This window comes from Carbonicoccus niuqiaonis (assembly GCF_050157065.1).
Lineage (GTDB): Bacteria > Actinomycetota > Actinomycetes > Propionibacteriales > Propionibacteriaceae > Avipropionibacterium.
On sequence record NZ_CP189573.1, the window covers coordinates 1,425,274 to 1,443,346 of the forward strand.

The 18,073-nt window shown below is 68.6% G+C and carries 13 protein-coding genes; 9 read left to right on the forward strand and 4 right to left on the reverse strand.

What is annotated here, in order from left to right:
• Positions 1 to 3 precede the first annotated feature (3 nt).
• Positions 4 to 867: a hypothetical protein gene (locus ACQBAU_RS06545; protein ID WP_465254760.1), complete on the reverse strand. Its 864-nt coding sequence runs from the start codon at positions 865 to 867 to the stop codon at positions 4 to 6.
• A 303-nt stretch (positions 868 to 1,170) separates the two neighbouring features.
• On the opposite strand from ACQBAU_RS06545, the gene rpsA reads away from it, so the two are divergent.
• Complete coding sequence (gene rpsA / locus ACQBAU_RS06550) at positions 1,171 to 2,640, forward strand: 30S ribosomal protein S1 (RefSeq protein WP_465254759.1); 1,470 nt, start codon at positions 1,171 to 1,173, stop codon at positions 2,638 to 2,640.
• 76 nt (positions 2,641 to 2,716) lie between these two features.
• Here rpsA and ACQBAU_RS06555 read toward each other — a convergent pair whose 3' ends face one another.
• Positions 2,717 to 4,240, reverse strand: a complete 1,524-nt coding sequence (locus ACQBAU_RS06555; protein ID WP_465254758.1) for an SDR family oxidoreductase — start codon at positions 4,238 to 4,240, stop codon at positions 2,717 to 2,719.
• Positions 4,241 to 4,588: 348 nt separating this feature from the next.
• Here ACQBAU_RS06555 and ACQBAU_RS06560 point away from each other — a divergent pair, with 348 nt between their 5' ends.
• From ACQBAU_RS06560 to ACQBAU_RS06580, 5 genes are all read left to right on the forward strand, one after another.
• A complete protein-coding gene (locus ACQBAU_RS06560; protein WP_465254757.1) occupies positions 4,589 to 6,049 on the forward strand; it encodes a PrsW family glutamic-type intramembrane protease in 1,461 nt (486 codons plus the stop codon).
• Entirely contained in the window at positions 6,046 to 7,149 is a 1,104-nt protein-coding gene (locus ACQBAU_RS06565) for a hypothetical protein (RefSeq protein ID WP_465254756.1), read from the forward strand. The genes ACQBAU_RS06560 and ACQBAU_RS06565 overlap by 4 nt, the downstream gene beginning before the upstream one ends.
• A 159-nt stretch (positions 7,150 to 7,308) precedes the next feature.
• Positions 7,309 to 9,402 (forward strand): excinuclease ABC subunit UvrB, encoded by a 2,094-nt coding sequence (gene uvrB / locus ACQBAU_RS06570; RefSeq protein WP_434549477.1) that lies wholly within the window; start codon positions 7,309 to 7,311, stop codon positions 9,400 to 9,402.
• A gap of 246 nt (positions 9,403 to 9,648) precedes the next feature.
• Complete coding sequence (locus ACQBAU_RS06575; protein WP_434549478.1) at positions 9,649 to 10,776, forward strand: TerC family protein; 1,128 nt, start codon at positions 9,649 to 9,651, stop codon at positions 10,774 to 10,776.
• Positions 10,773 to 11,750, forward strand: coding sequence for a Gfo/Idh/MocA family protein (locus tag ACQBAU_RS06580; protein ID WP_465254755.1), 978 nt, complete (start codon positions 10,773 to 10,775; stop codon positions 11,748 to 11,750). The genes ACQBAU_RS06575 and ACQBAU_RS06580 overlap by 4 nt, the downstream gene beginning before the upstream one ends.
• Positions 11,751 to 11,772: 22 nt before the next feature.
• On the opposite strand, the gene ACQBAU_RS06585 is transcribed toward ACQBAU_RS06580, so the two are convergent.
• Positions 11,773 to 12,444: an MBL fold metallo-hydrolase gene (locus ACQBAU_RS06585; protein WP_465254754.1), complete on the reverse strand. Its 672-nt coding sequence runs from the start codon at positions 12,442 to 12,444 to the stop codon at positions 11,773 to 11,775.
• A 137-nt stretch (positions 12,445 to 12,581) separates the two neighbouring features.
• Here ACQBAU_RS06585 and thiM point away from each other — a divergent pair, with 137 nt between their 5' ends.
• Positions 12,582 to 13,385: a hydroxyethylthiazole kinase gene (thiM, locus tag ACQBAU_RS06590; RefSeq protein WP_465254753.1), complete on the forward strand. Its 804-nt coding sequence runs from the start codon at positions 12,582 to 12,584 to the stop codon at positions 13,383 to 13,385.
• A gap of 10 nt (positions 13,386 to 13,395) precedes the next feature.
• The gene (gene thiE, locus ACQBAU_RS06595; RefSeq protein WP_465254752.1) at positions 13,396 to 14,067 is read left to right on the forward strand and encodes a thiamine phosphate synthase; all 672 of its coding nucleotides are present in this window, start codon (positions 13,396 to 13,398) and stop codon (positions 14,065 to 14,067) included.
• Here the strand turns inward: thiE and ACQBAU_RS06600 are convergent.
• Entirely contained in the window at positions 14,048 to 14,767 is a 720-nt protein-coding gene (locus tag ACQBAU_RS06600; protein WP_465254751.1) for a maleylpyruvate isomerase family mycothiol-dependent enzyme, read from the reverse strand. The genes thiE and ACQBAU_RS06600 overlap by 20 nt on opposite strands.
• Before the next feature lie 102 nt (positions 14,768 to 14,869).
• On the opposite strand from ACQBAU_RS06600, the gene uvrA reads away from it, so the two are divergent.
• A complete protein-coding gene (gene uvrA / locus ACQBAU_RS06605) occupies positions 14,870 to 18,067 on the forward strand; it encodes an excinuclease ABC subunit UvrA (RefSeq protein ID WP_465254750.1) in 3,198 nt (1,065 codons plus the stop codon).
• Positions 18,068 to 18,073: the final 6 nt, after the last annotated feature.

The window sequence follows — 18,073 nt, forward strand, 5'->3', positions numbered from 1 at the left end:
CGACTACGGCGCCGGGGGTGACTGGCCCGGCCTCGTCCGCTGCACCGCGAGCCGGCCCAACTTCATCGCGATCGACCCACCGGGAACCAACATCCCCACCGCGTCGGCGCCGATGTCGAACAGCAGGTCGGTGTCGAGCCGGGCGGACCGGAACGCGCCGACCTGACGGGTGGTGTTGGACAGTTCGCCCGAGACCCCGTCCAGCGCCATCGTCTGTCGCTTGTCCTTCGGCGCCCACACGTAGTCGAAGACGTACACCGGCCGGAAGAACAGCGCCAGCGCCGACACCTCGACGGTCTCGGTGATCACGTGGTCGGCCTGCACGGCCCGCATCAGGTGGGTGAGCTGCTGCCGTACGACGTAGGACGCCTTGATCTCGGGGGCGACCACCACGGCGTCGGTCGGTGCGAAGTCGTCGAGGGTCCCCAGCTCCGTCTTGGTCCGGTGCAGGTAGGCGGCGAGCTTCGGTCGCTCCTCGCCGGTCACCCCGTCCAGCACCTGCTCCCGGGTCTGTGACTCGTGGCAGCGGCTCGTCCCGGTCAGCACCACCTGCTGGTCCTGCACCACGAGGTCGGAGTCGGGGAACATCTCGAGCGAGACGTGGTGGGTGGCCGGGTTGGCGACCAGCAGCCGATAGCTCTCGCGGATGTCGTACTCCAGCTCACTGCGGGCCGACACGTGCCAGAACGGTTCGTAGCGGAGCTCGTACCGGGTGATCCTGACCTCGTCGTCCTTCGGTCGGAACATCAGGTTGTGCAGGGTGCCGAAGACGTTCAGTTTCTGCGACCACGCCCGCTCCCGTGCCTGGTCGAAGCCGATGCTCGGCTGGAGCACGAACGCCCGCTCCTCGGCGATCTGGACGTCCACGGACTACCTCATCTCCTGGTTCTGCCGGGCGAACACGACTCCGGCGGGTCCGTCCCGGAGCGGCTCGCGCATGGCATGATCGTAGGCCCAGCCCCGCCGGTGGCCGGCGTCGGTGTCGATTGACCCATTCCGTGGGGCCGGATAGGCTTGTCTGGCGCTGTGCCCTGCGCGCCTCCGTACGGAGTGGGGCGGGCATGGCCGGATTCTGCGGTCGCTCCACAGCACATGGACAACTCTGAATCGGGTCGTGGGGTGCAGTGTGCCCGAACAACATCATCTGTCCAACCATCGGAGCCCTACTACATGACCTCCTCTCTCGAGGCAGCACCTCAGGTAGCGGTTGACGACTTCGGATCGCCTGAGGCGTTCCTGGAAGCCGTCGACGCGACCATCAAGTACTTCAACGACGGTGACATCGTCAACGGCACCGTCGTCAAGGTCGACCGGGACGAGGTCCTGCTCGACATCGGTTACAAGACCGAAGGCGTCATCCCCTCCAAGGAACTCTCCATCAAGCACGACGTGGACCCGTTCGAGGTCGTCCAGGTCGGCGACGAGATCGAGGCCCTCGTCCAGCAGAAGGAGGACAAGGAGGGTCGCCTGATCCTGTCCAAGAAGCGCGCCCAGTACGAGCGCGCCTGGGGCACGATCGAGAAGATCAAGGAGGAGGACGGCGTCGTCACCGGTTCGGTGATCGAGGTCGTCAAGGGCGGTCTGATCATCGACATCGGCCTGCGCGGCTTCCTGCCGGCCTCGCTGGTGGAGATGCGTCGCGTGCGTGACCTGCAGCCGTACGTCGGCCAGGAGCTCGAGGCCAAGATCATCGAGTTGGACAAGAACCGCAACAACGTGGTGCTGTCGCGTCGAGCGTGGCTCGAGCAGACCCAGTCCGAGGTCCGCCAGAACTTCCTCACCCAGTTGCAGAAGGGGCAGATCCGCAAGGGTGTCGTCTCCTCGATCGTCAACTTCGGTGCGTTCGTCGACCTCGGTGGGGTCGACGGCCTGGTGCACGTCTCCGAGCTGTCGTGGAAGCACATCGACCACCCGGGCGAGGTCGTCACCGTGGGCGATCCGGTCACCGTCGAGGTGCTGGACGTCGACATGGACCGCGAGCGCGTGTCGCTGTCGCTGAAGGCCACCCAGGAGGATCCGTGGCAGGCCTTCGCCCGGACCCACCAGATCGGTCAGATCGTGCCGGGCAAGGTCACCAAGCTGGTGCCGTTCGGTGCGTTCGTCCGCGTCGAGGAGGGCATCGAGGGCCTGGTCCACGTGTCCGAGCTGGCGGTCCGCCACGTCGAGATCCCCGAGCAGGTCGTCACGGTGAACGACGACGTGATGGTCAAGATCATCGATATCGACCTGGAGCGTCGCCGTATCTCGCTCTCGCTGAAGCAGGCGAACGAGGGCATCGACACCCAGGCCGACGACTTCGACCCGACCCTGTACGGGATGTCGGCGTCGTACGACGACCAGGGCAACTACCTTTACCCGGAGGGCTTCGATCCGGAGACGGGCGAGTGGCTCGAGGGGTACGACGAGCAGCGCGCCGCCTGGGAACAGCAGTACGCCGAGGCGCACGCCCGCTGGGAGGCCCACAAGAAGCAGGTCGAGGACGCCGAGGTCGCCGAGGCCGAGGGTGCAGCCGCGCCGTCGGGCGGCTCCCAGCCGGCCTCGTTCGGCTCCGCCCCCCCGGCCGAACCGCAGGAGGGTTCGCTCGCCTCCGACGAGGCGCTGCAGGCCCTGCGCGAGAAGTTGACCGGCGGCCAGGAGTGACCCACGCCTGAGCCGGTCAGGCAGCAGTACGTCGACGGCCGCAGTCCCCACCACGGGACTGCGGCCGTTCGTCGTCCTACGTCGCGGTTCGACCGGGAGTGGCTGTCCGGTCGCGGGCTCGCTGCGCGATGGTGCGCTGCATGCCACCGAAGATGACTCCGTGGAAAGGCACCATCAGCCACCAGTAGAGCCGACCGGCCAGCCCTGACGGGTGGTAGAGGGCACGCTGTCGGAAGAGGGTGGAGCCTTCGGCGTCTGTCTCACAGCTCAACTCCAGCCAAGCCATGCCTGGTACCCGCATCTCGGCACGCAAGCGCAGCAGGCGCCCTGGCTCGATGCGTTCCACCCGCCACCAGTCGACCGCGTCACCTGTCATCAGGCGCGTCGGATGCCGTCGACCGCGGCGCAACCCGGGCCCACCCAGCAACCGGTCGATCGAGCCGCGGAACCGCCAAGCCATCGGCCACGAGTACCAACCCGTTCGGCCGCCGATCTCCTCGATGACTGCCCACAGGTCGTCCTGGCTCGCCTCGACCCGGACTGCTCTCTCATCGACGAAGCGGTCACCCCCGGCCCACGCGGGGTCCTCAGGCATCGCAGCGCTCGGAGCGTTGCGATACGAGGCCGAGGACCAGGTCGTTGACACGTCGAAGTCCCGGATTCGCTGCAGGGCGAGATGGAGGGCTTGATCGATGCCCAGGAAACCCTCGACCGGTGGGGGGATCACCTGGTCGACATCGCGCTCACCGACCACGACTTCGTGCAACAGGGACTGCACCAACGGCTTGGCGATCGATGCAGGCACTGGTGTCACGAGCCCGATCCACTGACTGGCCAGCCACGGGGTGAGCACCGGAAGCGTCAGGATCCGCCGAGGGGCCAAGCCCGCCGCCCGTGCGTACCGCTGCATCATGCCGCGATACGTCACCACTTCCGGCCCACCGATGTCGAAGGGGCGATTGATGCTGGGATCGACGTCGGCAGCGCCGAGCAGGTGATGCAGGACGTCGCGGATCGCGATCGGCTGAATCCGATTGTTCAACCACCGGGGTCCGACCATCACCGGCAACCTCTCGGTGAGGTGCCGCAACATTTCGAACGATGCGCTGCCCGAGCCGATGATCATCGCTGCGTTCAACACCACAGTCGGAACCGGAGACGCCAACAGAATCTCCCCGACCTCCACCCTGGAACTCAAGTGCGGCGACAGCTCACCTTCAGGATGGAGACCACCCAGATAGACGATGCGGCCCACCCCCTGGGCATCAGCGATCTCGGCAAATGACTGAGCTGCTCGGCGGTCCAGCTCGCCGAATCGGGGGCCGGCGCCCATCGAGTGGATCAGGTAGTAGGCGACCGACACTCCGCGCAGGGCTTCGGTGAGTGCCTCGACATCGTTGATGTCGCCGCCCGAGACCTCAACCGCGTCGGCCCAGGGACGGTCGGTGATCCGCTCCGGGTGCCGCGCCAGCACCCGCACCCTGTACCCCGCGGCGAGCAACTCCGGCACCAGACGTCCGCCGACATACCCGGTCGCACCCGTGACCAACACGGTGTGGGCCATCCCTTGTCCACGGTCACCGATGCGCGCCACCAGCACCTCTCCTCCATCGTGTCGTCGGTCTCCTCACACTACGTGCTGGTGACGGTGCGGGGTCTCCCTCAGCCGTGCCGCACTGTGCCGTAGCGGTGTCGAATCGACTCATTTATCGAATCGACACCGGACTCCGGCCGGTGGAGATTGCGGCTGACCCCCTCGATCCGGGACCCTAGAGCGGGTGCGTGACGGCTTGTCACCCCTGAGCACGTGTCCCGGTCGTCGGGAGCAAGGAGGACGGACGTGAGTTGCCCGCGTTGTCGGGCCGAGATTCCAGAGGTCGCACACTTCTGTCAGCGATGCGGACAGGACCAGACCTCGCAGGACTCGGACCGACGTAAGCACTTCGCCGTGAAGCCGGACGAGCCGGTGGCGTCGTTCAACCTGGTCTCGACGATCATGCCGCGCGGCGTGGGCAGCCACCCGCGCACCTACCAGTACGCCTTGGTGATCGCGTTCGTGGTCGCGTTGCTGGCGGCCATCTTCGGGGCCCTGCCGATCGCGATCATGGTCGCGGTGGTCGCGATCCCGCTGGTCTACATCGTCTACCTCTACGACGTGAACCTGTGGGAGGACGAGCCGGTGCTGGTCACCGGCCTCGCCTTCGGGGTGACCTTCGGCTTCTCCCTGCTGTTCACCGTGCTGTGGTCCATGATCGGCGGCGGCACCTCGCTGTCGGGTGGCGGAGGCCCCGGTGTCGGATTCGATCTTGGTCGGATGGCGGTGTACGTGCTGCTGGTCCCGATCATCGGTGAACTGATCCGCCAGGTCGGCCCGGTCATCCTGGCCAGCCGTCCCGAGTTCGACGACCTGATGGACGGGCTCACCTTCGGTGTCATCTCCGGTGTCGCGTTCAGTGCGGCCGAGACCGTGGTGCTCTACTGGCCGACCCTCACCGGCGGCATGGTCGACGGCAGCCCGGACGGTTGGATCGCGGTGATCTTCCTGCAGGGCTTCGTGAAGCCACTGGTGATCGGTACCGCGACCGGCATCGCCTGTGCCGAGTTCTCCGGCCTCGGCGCCGGGTACGACGGCTTCACCATGCGCTACGTCAAGGGCCTGGCCGTCGCGGTCGGCGCCAACATCGCGCTGTACGGCGGCATCTACCTGTTCGGCCTGATCAACGACCCGAACATCTCCACCGTGCTCTCGGTGCTGTGGGGCCTGGTGCTGCTGGGCATCCTGGTGCTGCGGATCCGGACGGTGCTGCACACCGGACTGCTGGAGGCCGCCCTCGAGGCGTCCGCCCGCGAGTCCGGTCCGGGCCCGGAGGGCGAGATCGACTTCTGTGGCCAGTGTGAGATGCCGCTGCTGGCGGGTGCGGGCTTCTGCAACGCCTGTGGTGCTGCCGTGCGCACCCAGTTCGCCAAGCCGCACGGGGGTCGCGCCAAGGCGGCGGCTGCTGCCGCGGCCGCGGGTGCCGGGGCGACGAGTTCAGGGGCGACGAGTTCCGGGGCAGCAGGGGCCCCGACCGCGGAGGCCGAGACGGTGGGCGACGACCCGTCGGCCGGCGGGGGGACCGCGACCTTGGTGGCGGAGCGACCGACCGATCTGCAGACCGCGTACGAATCGGAGGAGGCTTCCACCGGTTACGCCGCGGAGACCTCGACAAAGTACGAGTCCACGCCGACGGGCGAGACGGCCGAGCCACAGCCGCTCGATGACGACGGGGCCGACGAGCCCACCGCCGAGTTGCACCTCGGACAGGGGGCCGGTGACCCGAGCCCCGAGCAGCACGCACCGCTCGACGACGACCGGGAGTGGTTCGACGGCGACGCCGACGACCAGAACGACGAGGAGGGTTCCCGATGAGTCAGCATCCCGGTCAGTGGGGCGGCCAGAACCCCGGCCAGTACGGGCAGCAGGGCGGTCAGTACGGGCAGCAGGGCGGGCAACAGCCCTCGTTCGGCCAGCAACAGCCCTCGTACGGCCAGCAGGGTGGTCAGTACGGGCAGCAGCCGCAGCAGGGTGGCCAGTACGGCGGCCAACAGCAGGGCGGCCAGTACGGGCAGCAGCCGCAGCAGGGTGGCCAGTACGGCGGCCAACAGCAGGGTGGCCAGTACGGTCAGGGCGGCCAGTACGGCTCCCAGCCGCAGCAGGGGGGCCAATACGGGCAGCAGGGCGGGTACGGGCAGCAGGGTGGCCAGTACGGGGCCCAGCCCGGCCAGTTCGGCGGCCAGCAGGCGTACGGCCAGTCCGGGCAACCACCGGTCGGCGGTGGCGGGCAGCCGCCCAAGAAGTCGAACACCGGGATGATCATCGGGATCATCGCCACCGGCCTGGTGCTCGCGGTCGTGATCGGCATCATCTTCACGGTCGCCAGCCGGGGCGGCGGGGACACCGGCCCGACCATCGACGTGACCCCGCCACCTCCCCCCAGCTCCAGCTCGGGCGGTGGCGGTGGCGGCGGTGGCGGTGGCGGCGGTGGCGGTGGCGGCGGTGGCAACACCGGGCAGACCGTCGACCTCGGCGGCGGCATCGGCTTCACCGTCCCCTCCGGGTGGAAGGTCAACAGCGCCAAGGAGGGTTACGCCAATGTGTCCGGCCCGGGTGGGGTGCAGTTCATCGTGAACCTCACCGCGCCCAGCGGGTCGATCAGCCAGGAGGTCGACCGGTTCCACCGGGAGACCCTGGGCAAGGAGCTGACGAACGCCAAGATGCAGTCGGCCGAGGCCACCGAGAGCCCCAACGAGAAGGTCGAGACCGCCGGCGGCAAGATGGTCGGCACCCTCGCCACCTCCAGTGGGTCGGTGGACCTCGTGGTGTCGACGTTCGGGGCCAAGCGCACCGACGTCGACCGCGCGGTCCTGGGATCGTTGGTCATGCCGGCCCAGGAATCGCTGCCACAGGAAACGGCCGAGGGTGCCAACAAGATGATGAGTGAACTGGTGGCCGCCCTGATCAACTCCTGATCACCGGCCCCACCGACAACCGAACAGCCACACCGACGTCCGGGTCACGGCAACCGCCGTGACCCGGACGTGTGCGTGGTGACGGGGTTCCGGCGGTCGGGCCCGCCCTGACGTCCAGCCGGACCGATTCTGTCCGCCGCCGGACGTACGCTGAACGTCATGCGTCCACTTGAGGAACTGCAACGGCAGGTCGCCCCGTTCCGGGTCGAGAGCGAGTTCGAGCCGGCCGGTGACCAACCGGCCGCGATCGCCGACCTCGAGCGGCGGATCCGGGCCGACGAGCAGGACGTCGTGCTGCTCGGTGCGACCGGTACCGGCAAGACCGCCACCATCGCCTGGCTGGCCGAGAAGTTGCAGCGGCCAGTGCTGGTGATGCAGCCCAACAAGACCCTCGCCGCGCAGTTCGCCAACGAGTTGCGGCAGTTCTTCCCGCAGAACGCCGTGGAGTACTTCGTCTCGTACTACGACTACTACCAACCCGAGGCGTACGTCCCGCAGACCGACACCTACATCGAGAAGGACTCGTCGCTCAACGAGGAGGTCGAGCGGCTCCGACACAAGGCGACCTACTCGCTGCTCACCCGACGCGACACGATCGTGGTGGCGACGGTGTCGGCGATCTACGGCCTCGGCACCCCGGAGGAGTACCTCGACCGCAAGATCACGCTGCGGGTGGGGGAGGAGCACGACCGCGACCAGCTGCTGCGGCGCCTGGTCGACATCCAGTACGCCCGCAACGACCTGGCCGGCACCCGCGGCACCTTCCGGGTCCGCGGTGACACCCTCGAGGTGTTCCCGATGTACGAGGAGCTCGCCTGGCGGGTGGAGTTCTTCGGTGACGAGATCGAAGGGTTGTCGACCCTGCAGCCGCTCACCGGTGAGGTCGTCAGCAACGACGACGAGTTGTCGATCTTCCCGGCCACCCACTACACCGCCGGCAACGAGCGGATGGAGCGCGCGATCGGCGGCATCGAGGTCGAGCTGGAGGAGCGGCTGGCCGAGCTGGAGGGCCAGCAGAAGTTGCTGGAGGCCCAACGCCTGCGGATGCGGACCACGTACGACATCGAGATGATGCGGCAGATCGGGTCCTGTTCGGGCATCGAGAACTACTCCCGTCACATCGACGGTCGCGGGCCGGGGTCGCCGCCGAGCTGCCTGATCGACTACTTCCCCGAGGACTTCTTGCTGGTGATCGACGAGTCCCACGTGACCGTGCCGCAGATCGGTGGCATGTACGAGGGCGACATGTCGCGCAAGCGGACCCTGGTCGAGCACGGGTTCCGGCTGCCGAGCGCGATGGACAACCGGCCACTGCGGTTCGAGGAGTTCACCGATCGGATCGGGCAGACAGTCTACCTGTCGGCCACCCCGGGCAACTACGAGACCGCCCGCAGCGACGGGGTGGTGGAGCAGATCATCCGGCCGACCGGGCTGGTCGACCCGGAGGTCGTGATCAAGCCGACCAAGGGCCAGATCGACGACCTGATGGCCGAGATCAACAGTCGGGTCGAGCTGAACCAGCGGGTGCTGGTCACCACGTTGACCAAGAAGATGGCCGAGGATCTCACCGACTACCTGCTGGAGCACCAGATCCGGACCAGGTACCTGCACAGCGAGGTCGACACCCTGCAACGGATCGCGCTGCTGCGGGAGCTGCGGCTCGGCGAGTTCGACGTGCTGGTCGGCATCAACCTGCTGCGGGAGGGGTTGGACCTGCCGGAGGTCTCGCTGGTTGCGATCCTCGACGCCGACAAGGAGGGCTTCCTGCGCAGCGACCGGTCGCTGATCCAGACCATCGGCCGCGCGGCCCGCAACGTCGACGGCCAGGTCCACATGTACGCCGACAAGATCACCCCGTCGATGGCGGCGGCCATCGACGAGACCAACCGGCGCCGCGAGAAGCAGGTCGCGTACAACACCGAGCACGGCATCGACCCGAAGCCACTGCAGAAGAAGATCGCCGACATCACCGACATGCTGGCCCGGGAGGACGCCGACACCGAGGACCTGCTCGGCAGGACGAAGGGCAACCGCGGACGGTCGCCGCAACCCCGCGCCGGGGACGAGGTCGGGCAGCACACCCGCGAGCTGGCAGGCATGCCGACCCAGGACCTCCGCGACCTTGTGACCGATCTCACGAACCAGATGCACAGTGCCGCCGCGGAGCTGCAGTTCGAGGTCGCGGCCCGCCTGCGGGACGAGATCAGCGAGCTGAAGAAGGAGCTCCGGCAGATGCTCGAGGCGTCCAAGTAGGCCTCGCCACGCCCGACGCGAATCGCGTCCGGGCGGTGCGGTGGCGTATTCTCCTCCGCGGAGGGGAGTATTCCCCGAGGTGGCATCGTCATCACGGTTCCGTCGGACAGCAGGGATGCGTCGCGGCGGCCCGGTGCCGCCTGTCGTCGCGCCTCCAGCCGACGGCGGAAGAGACCTCCGAGATCAACACGCCGGCCGTCGCACCCCCACGTACGCCAGCCCCATCTCGGAAGGGAACCCCTGCCTGTGAACGTGCACCTCTACGCCTGGGCGATCACGGTCGTCGTCCTGCTGGCCATCCTGGCCATCGACGTCTTCGTGATCGGCCGCCGCCCCCACGAGCCGTCGATGAAGGAGGCCGGCCTCTTCATCGGCCTCTACGTCGCCCTGGCCGTGATCTTCGGCATCGGGGTCGGCATCTTCTCCGGGTGGCAGTTCGGTGGTGAGTTCTTCGCCGGATGGCTGACGGAGTACTCGCTGTCCATCGACAACCTGTTCATCTTCATCATCATCATGGCCAAGATGAAGGTGCCGCGGCACCTGCAGCAGTTCGCCCTGATGGTCGGCATCATCATCGCGCTGGTGTTCCGGGCGGTCTTCATCGCCGTCGGCGCCGCGGCCATCGACCGCTTCGCGGGTGTGTTCTTCCTGTTCGGAGCGATCCTCATCTACACCGCGGTCAAGATCTTCCAGGAGTGGCTGGCCGGCGACGAGCAGGAGGACACCGGCGAGAACGTGGTGATGCGGTGGGTCCGCAAGCGGTTCAAGTCCACCGACGGGTACCGAGGCGTCAAACTGCGGGTCAAGGAGAACGGGCAGACCCTGGTCACCCCGATGCTGTTCGTGATCATCGCGCTCGGCACCACCGACCTGATGTTCGCCCTCGACTCCATCCCGGCGATCTACGGCCTGACCCAGGAGCCGTACCTGGTGCTCACCGCCAACGTGTTCGCGCTGATGGGCCTGCGGCAGCTCTACTTCCTGATCGGCGGCCTGTTGCAGCGCCTGGTCTACCTGCAGGTCGGCCTGTCGGTGATCCTGGTCTTCATCGGCGTGAAGCTGTTCCTGCACGCACTGCACGAGACCCACCTGCTGGAGTTCTTCGGGCTGCACGTCGACATCCCCGAGATCCCGATCTGGATGTCGTTGGGCGTGATCATCGTGACGCTGGCCGTCACGACCGTCGCCAGCCTGATCAAAACCGGCCGCGACCGCAAGCAGGGCGTGGGCGGGTCCGACGAGCCCGAGGGGTACGTGACACCGGCCGGGGACCTGTCGATGGTGCAGCCGAAGGAGGCGTCCGACGTGGACACCGCGGGCGGTGACGTCACGGCTGGTCTAACCTCGTCCACCGAGGACAAGGAGGGCCAGTGACCCGTCGCGCTGCCGTCATCGGCTGTGGAGACATCTCCCAGCTGCACTTCAAGAGCTTGGACGAGGCGAACGCCGAACTCGTCGCGATCTGTGACGTCGATCCGGACCGGCTCGCCGCCGTGGTGCCGGACCGACAGGTCGAGCGGGTGAGCGACCACCGACAACTGCTCGATCGCGACGACATCGACGTGGTGCACATCTGCACCCCGCACAACCAGCACGTCCCGGTCGCCCTCGACTTCCTGGCCGCCGGCAAGCACGTGCTGACCGAGAAGCCGATCGCGGCCTCGCTCGAGGAGGCCGACGAGCTGGTGCAGGCCAGCAAGGAGACCGACCGCAAGGTCGGCGTCTGCTTCCAGAACCGCTACAACAAGCCGTTCGCCGCGGCCAAGGAGATCCTGGACTCCGGCCGGCTCGGCGCGGTGCTCAGCGCCGGTGCGTCGGTGCTGTGGCACCGCACCCCGGAGTACTACCGTGCGCGCCCGTGGCGCGGCAGCCGGGAGGGCAGTGGCGGTGGTGTGCTGATCAACCAGGCCATCCACACCATCGACATGGTGCAGTGGCTGGTCGGTGACGTGACCGAGGTGACCGGCAGTGCCGGGACGTACGGGCTGGCCGACGTGATCGAGGTGGAGGACACCGCGACGGTGGCGATGCGGCACGAGAACGGGGTCCGCAGCGTCCTGGTCGCCACCAACCTCAACCCGGTCAACGCCCCGGTCACGATCGACATCAAGACCGAGAAGGCGCTGGTGCACCTGGCCGGCGACCTGACCATCACCCACGACAACGGCGAGGTCGAGACCGTCGCCGACGAGAAGGTCGCCACCGGCGCCCGCGCATACTGGGGCACCTCACACGGCCTGCTGGTGAAGGCGTTCCACGAGCACCTCGACCAGCCCGGCCCGTTCTGGATCGACCCGGTCGAGGGCTACAAGGCCCTCTGGATCCTGAAGCAGGTCCTCGGCTACTGAGGCCTCACCAAACCATGGGGCCTCACCAGCCACGCTCGCGCCAGGTGCCCAACTGCGGGCGCTCGGCGCCGAGCGTGGTCGAGTCACCGTGTCCGGGGTGGACGGCGACGTCGTCTGCGAACCGGTCGAACACCTTGGTCTCCAGGTCGTCCATCAACTGACCGAAGTCGCCCTCGGTCCGGGTTCTTCCGGGCCCACCGGGGAACAGGCTGTCGCCGGTGAACAGCAGGGCGTCGCCCAGCAGCAGTGCGATCGCTCCGGGTGTGTGGCCCATCAGCCCGATCACCTCGAGGCTGATGTCGCCGGCGGTGATCACGTCGCCGTCCCACACCCCCCGCAGGTCGGACACCATGGTGGCGACCGTGATCGCTGCCACGTCGAGGGTTCCGGCGTACAGCCGCGGTCGGCCGTGCTCGGCGAGTGCCGGCAGCGCACCGATGTGATCATGGTGGCGGTGGGTGGTGACGACGACGTCCGGGGTCGTCCCCGGGCCGATCACCTCGACGATCCGCTCCGCGTCGGTGGCCGCGTCGATCATGATCAGCGCGTCGTCGGACCGCAGCAGGTAGCAGTTGTTGTCCATCTCGCCGACGGAGAACTTGGTGACCGTGATCCCGGCAGGAGCGCCCGGCAGGTCGACCGTGTCACCGCCGGGACTGACGTGATGCCGGTGATCGCGGTGATCATCACTCATCAAGGTACTCCTCACGGTACGGATACGGATCCACCGATCACATCACACCAGTACGCTGGTCGGATGCGGCGTACGACCCGCGAACCGGGGCGCCGGCTTCTCGGCGATGCCGCCGGTCAGACCGTGGAGGAGGACCGATGACCAACGGTGATCAACTGCGGGCGGCGATGTCGGTGGCCGTCGACGAGTTCCGGCGCACCGTCCCGCTGGTGCAGTGCCTCACCAACATCGTGGCCGCGCAGTGGACCGCCAACGTGTTGTTGGCCGCCGGCGCGGCACCGGCCATGGTCGACAACCCCGAGGAGGCCGGTGGGTTCGCCGAGGTTGCCTCCGGGACGCTGGTCAACCTGGGCACCCCGTACCCGGAGACGGTCGCGGCGATGCGCGCCGCGGTCGAGGCGCGCCGTCGTTCCGGGGCCGGCTGGGTGCTCGACCCGGTCGCGGTCGGTGGGCTGCCGTGGCGGACCGAGATCGCGCGCGAGCTCGTCCGGGCCCATCCCCCCGCGGTGATTCGGGGCAACTCCTCCGAGATCGCCGGACTGGCCGGTGCCGCGGGGGGCCGCGGCGTCGACGCCACCGACCGACCCGAGGACGTGCTGCCGGCGGCCCGGCAGCTGGCCGACGAGTTCGACTGTGTGGTCGCGGTCAGTGGCGAGGTGGACCACATCGTGGCCGGGGACGAGCTGGTCCGGGTCCACAACGGTGACGTGATGATGACCCGGGTCACCGGGGTCGGCTGTGCCCTCGGTGCCCTGATGTCCGGCTTGGTGAGCGTGGCGGAGCCGCGGGTCGCGGCGATCACCGCGACCGCCTGGTTGACGGTGGCCGCGGACCGCGCGATGGCGACCGCCGCCGGGCCCGGCTCGTTCGCGGCCATCCTGCTGGACGAGGTCGCCGCGGTGGACGGGGCGACGATCGCAGCCGCGGCCCGACTGTCATGAATGGCCCGTCATGAGCCGGCGGGACCGGCTCGCCGAGTGGTCGGGCGTCTACCTGGTCACCGACACCGGTCTGTGCGGTGGCCCGGACGGGGTGGTCGCGACCACACGGCGGGCCGTCGCGGCGGGAGTGCGGTTGGTCCAGGTCCGTGACCCGGCCGCGACCGACGACGACTTCCTGGCCCTGGCCCGGGCCGTCGTGGCCGCGCTGGCCGGCACCGGCGCCCTCGTCCTGCTGAACGACCGGGTGCACCTGGTCGCCCCGGCCGGTGCCGACGGGGCCCACGTCGGACAGGGCGACCTGGCTCCCGACGCCGCCCGCGCGAGGCTGGGACCCGACAGCGTGCTGGGCCTGTCCTGCAGCAGCGTCGACGAGGTGCTCGCGGCTCGCCGGGAGTGGCAGCCCGGTGGTGTGATCGACTACCTGGGCATCGGGCCGGTCTGGGAACAGCGCACCAAGCCCGACGCCGGGCCGGTGCTCGGGCGGTCGGGGTTGACGGCCGCCGTCGCCGCGAGCCCGTGGCCGGCCGTCGCGATCGGCGGCGTGGGGGCCGACCGGCTCGCCACGGTCCGGGAGGCCGGCGCGGCCGGGGCCGCGGTGGTGAGTGCGATCTGTGGTCAGCCCGACACCGGCGCTGCTGCGGCCGGGCTGGTCCGGGCGTGGCTCACAGCGCCGGCAGGCTGATCCCTGACGCGCCCTCGGGCTCGGTCTCGGAGCGACCACTCAGCCAGCCCAGCAGTTCGGTGACCGTTCCCCGTACGACGGGGGAGTCGTCGGTGACCTGGCCACAGGTCAGCGTCTCGCCGCCGACCTCGAGCCGGAAGCCCTGCTCGATCCGACCGCCGAGCCGGAACGCCACCCAGCGCAGCACCCACCCGGCCGCCGCCGGCTCCAGGTCGGCGAGGCCGACACCGATGTCGAGGTCGACGTGGTGCAGCGTGACCTCGACCAGCCGGGCCACCGGCAGCCAGCCGGCCCCCAGCACCGCGCCACCGCTGAGCGTCACCTCGGTGTCCCAGCGGTCCTCGGCGCCGATCGTGTCGAACAGGGTGTCCAGCTCGCTGGCCGAGGTGTCCAGGTCGGTGTGCAAGGCGAGCCCGGGGCGGTCGGCGCCGGCCGCGATGTCGGCGTTGCGGGACTCGACCGACGGGTACATCGTGCCCGGCTCACCCGACAGCACCCCGGTGGCGAGTCGGCCCAACGCGTCGGCGTTGCGGGCCAGATGGGTGGCGAGGTGGCCCCGGGTCCAGTCGGGCAGCCCGGAGGCTTCGCGCCACGCCTCGTCGGTGACGGCGATCGTGTCGCCCAGCAGGGCACCGGTCGCACGGACCAGTAGGTCATTGATCGTGCTGAGTTCGTGGGGAATGGGCGGGATGGCTGGCATGGGTCCCACCGTATGCCCAGCGCGGCCCGGGTTCCGTTCCCGGTTGACCCGTCCCGGCTGACCGGACGGATTCTGTCGGGGGCGGCGCATAAGCTTGCGCGAGTGAGTGACCAACTAGTCGTCCGCGGTGCCCGGGAGCACAACCTGCGCAACATCTCGGTCGACCTCCCCCGTGATGCACTGATCGTGTTCACCGGGCTGTCGGGCTCCGGCAAGTCGTCCCTGGCCTTCGACACGATCTTCGCCGAGGGCCAGCGACGCTACGTCGAGTCGCTGTCGGCGTACGCCCGGCAGTTCCTGGGCCAGCTCGACAAACCGGACGTCGACTTCATCGAGGGCCTGTCGCCGGCGGTGTCGATCGACCAGAAGTCGACGAGCCGCAACCCGCGCTCCACGGTGGGCACCATCACCGAGGTGTACGACTACCTGCGGCTTCTGTTCGCCCGCGCCGGTCGGCCCCACTGCCCGATCTGCCACGAGCCGATCACCAGGCAGTCCCCCCAGCAGATCGTCGACCGGCTGATGGGGCTGGACGAGGGCACCCGGTTCCAGGTGCTGGCCCCGGTGATCCGTGGTCGCAAGGGCGAGTACGTCGAGCTGTTCAGCCAACTCGCGGGGCAGGGTTTCAGCCGTGCCCGGGTCGACGGCGAGGTCCATCCGCTCACCAGCCCACCGACCCTCGACAAGCAGAAGAAGCACGACATCGACGTGGTCGTCGACCGGCTGGCGGTGAAGTCGTCGGCGAAGCAACGGTTGACCGACTCGGTCGAGACCGCGCTCGGCCTGGCCGGTGGTGTGGTGACCGTCGACTTCGTCGACCTGGCCGACGACGACCCGATGCGCGAGCGGCGCTACTCCGAGAAGCTGGCCTGCCCCAACGACCACGACGTGGCGATGGACGAGCTGGAGCCACGGCAGTTCTCGTTCAACGGGCCGTGGGGTGCCTGCCCCGACTGCTCCGGCATCGGCACCCGGATGGAGGTCGACGAGACCTTGGTGGTGCCCGACGACAGCAAGGCGCTGACCGAGGGTGCGATCGCCCCGTGGTCGTCGGTGCAGGTGGCCGACTACTTCCAACGGTTGATCGTCTCCCTCGCCGACGAGCAGGGGTTCTCGCCCGACCTGCCGTGGCGCGAGCTGCCCGCCGACGCCCGCAAGATCCTGCTGCACGGGGTGCCCGGCCAGGTGCAGGTCACCTACCGGAACCGGTACGGCCGCACCCGCAGCTATCGGGCCAAGTACGAGGGCGTGGTCTCCTACATCGAGCGTCGCCACGCCGAGGCCGAGTCCGATGCGTCCCGCGAACGGTTCGCCGGCTACATGCGCGAGGTGCCGTGCACCGCCTGTCACGGGGCCCGGCTGAAGCCGAGCTCGCTGGCCGTCACGGTCGGTGGGCGCAACATCGCCGAGATCTCCTCGATGTCGATCGACGAGACCTCGACCTTCCTCGACGGCCTGGAGCTGACCCGGCGGGAGGCACAGATCGCCGAGCGGGTGCTGAAGGAGATTCAGGAGCGACTGCGGTTCCTGCTCGACGTCGGCCTCGACTACCTGTCGCTGTCCCGGCCGGCCGGCAGCCTGTCCGGTGGCGAGGCCCAGCGGATCCGACTGGCGACCCAGATCGGTTCCGGCCTGGTGGGTGTGCTGTACGTGCTCGACGAGCCGAGCATCGGCCTGCACCAGCGCGACAACCGACGACTCATCGAGACCTTGGTGCGGCTGCGCGACCTCGGCAACACCCTGATCGTCGTCGAGCACGACGAGGACACCATCAACACCGCCGACTGGGTGGTCGACATCGGCCCCGGCGCCGGTGAGCACGGTGGCAACGTCGTGGTGTCGGGTCCGGTCGAGGAGTTGCTGGCCAACCCCGAGTCGCTGACCGGGCAGTACCTGAACGGCACCAAGCAGGTGCCGTTGCCTCCCGTACGTCGACGCGGTCATGGCACCGCAGTCACCGTGCACGACGCGATCGAGAACAACCTCGACGACGTGACCGTACGCTTCCCGCTCGGCACGATGACCGCGGTGACCGGGGTGTCGGGGTCGGGCAAGTCGACCCTGGTCAACAGCATCCTGTACACGTCGCTGGCGAAGCGGCTCTACAAGGCGAAGCAGGTGCCGGGCCGGCACCGGTCGATCTCGGGAGCCGAGCACATCGACAAGGTGATCCACGTCGACCAGTCGCCGATCGGTCGGACGCCACGGTCCAACCCGGCCACCTACACCGGGGTGTTCGACGCGATCCGTCGGCTGTTCGCCGAAACCCCGGAGGCGAAGGTCCGCGGCTACCAGCCGGGCCGGTTCTCGTTCAACGTCAAGGGCGGCCGCTGTGAGCACTGCTCGGGTGACGGCACGATCAAGATCGAGATGAACTTCCTGCCCGACGTGTACGTCCCGTGCGAGGTGTGCGGTGGGGCGCGCTACAACCGGGAGACGTTGGAGGTCCACTACAAGGGCCGCACCATCTCCGAGGTGCTCGACATGCCGATCGAGGAGGCGGTGGACTTCTTCGCCGCGATCCCCGGCATCGCCCGCCACATGCGCACCCTGGTCGACGTCGGCCTGGGCTACGTCCGGCTCGGACAGAGCGCGCCGACGCTGTCCGGTGGTGAGGCGCAGCGGGTCAAGCTGGCCAGTGAACTGCAGAAGCGTTCCAGCGGGCGCACCCTGTACGTGCTGGACGAGCCGACCACCGGCCTTCACTTCGAGGACATCCGCAAGCTGCTCGGCGTGCTCGGCCGACTGGTCGAGGTCGGCAACACCGTCGTGGTGATCGAACACAACCTCGACGTGATCAAGACCGCCGACTGGGTGATCGACATGGGCCCCGAGGGCGGCCGCCGCGGTGGCCAGGTGATCGCCGAGGGCACCCCGGAGCAGATCGCCACCACTCCCGGTTCGCACACCGGCACCTATCTGGCGCCGCTGCTGCAGGGCCAGGAGGTGCCGGCTGAGGCCGATGACCTGTTCACCGATGTCGGCGGAGCGGTGCCGGCCGGGAACAAGTCGACTCCGGCGAAGAAGTCCGCTGCGGCGAAGAAGTCAGCGCCTGCAAAGAAGGCCGCCCCGGCGAAGAAGGCCGCACCGGGGAAGAAGTCTGCTTCGGCCAAGAAGTCGGCGACGGGCGCAGCCACCAGGGCCGGCACGTCCGCGACGCCCAGGAAGGCTGCAGCGGCGAAGAAGTCCACGACCTCGAGGAAGTCCACGACGTCGAGGAAGGCTGCGGCATCGAAGAAGGCCACGACGTCGAAGACGTCGACCACCGCGAAGAAGTCGGCAGCGAGCCAGCTGGGCTGAGGGTCG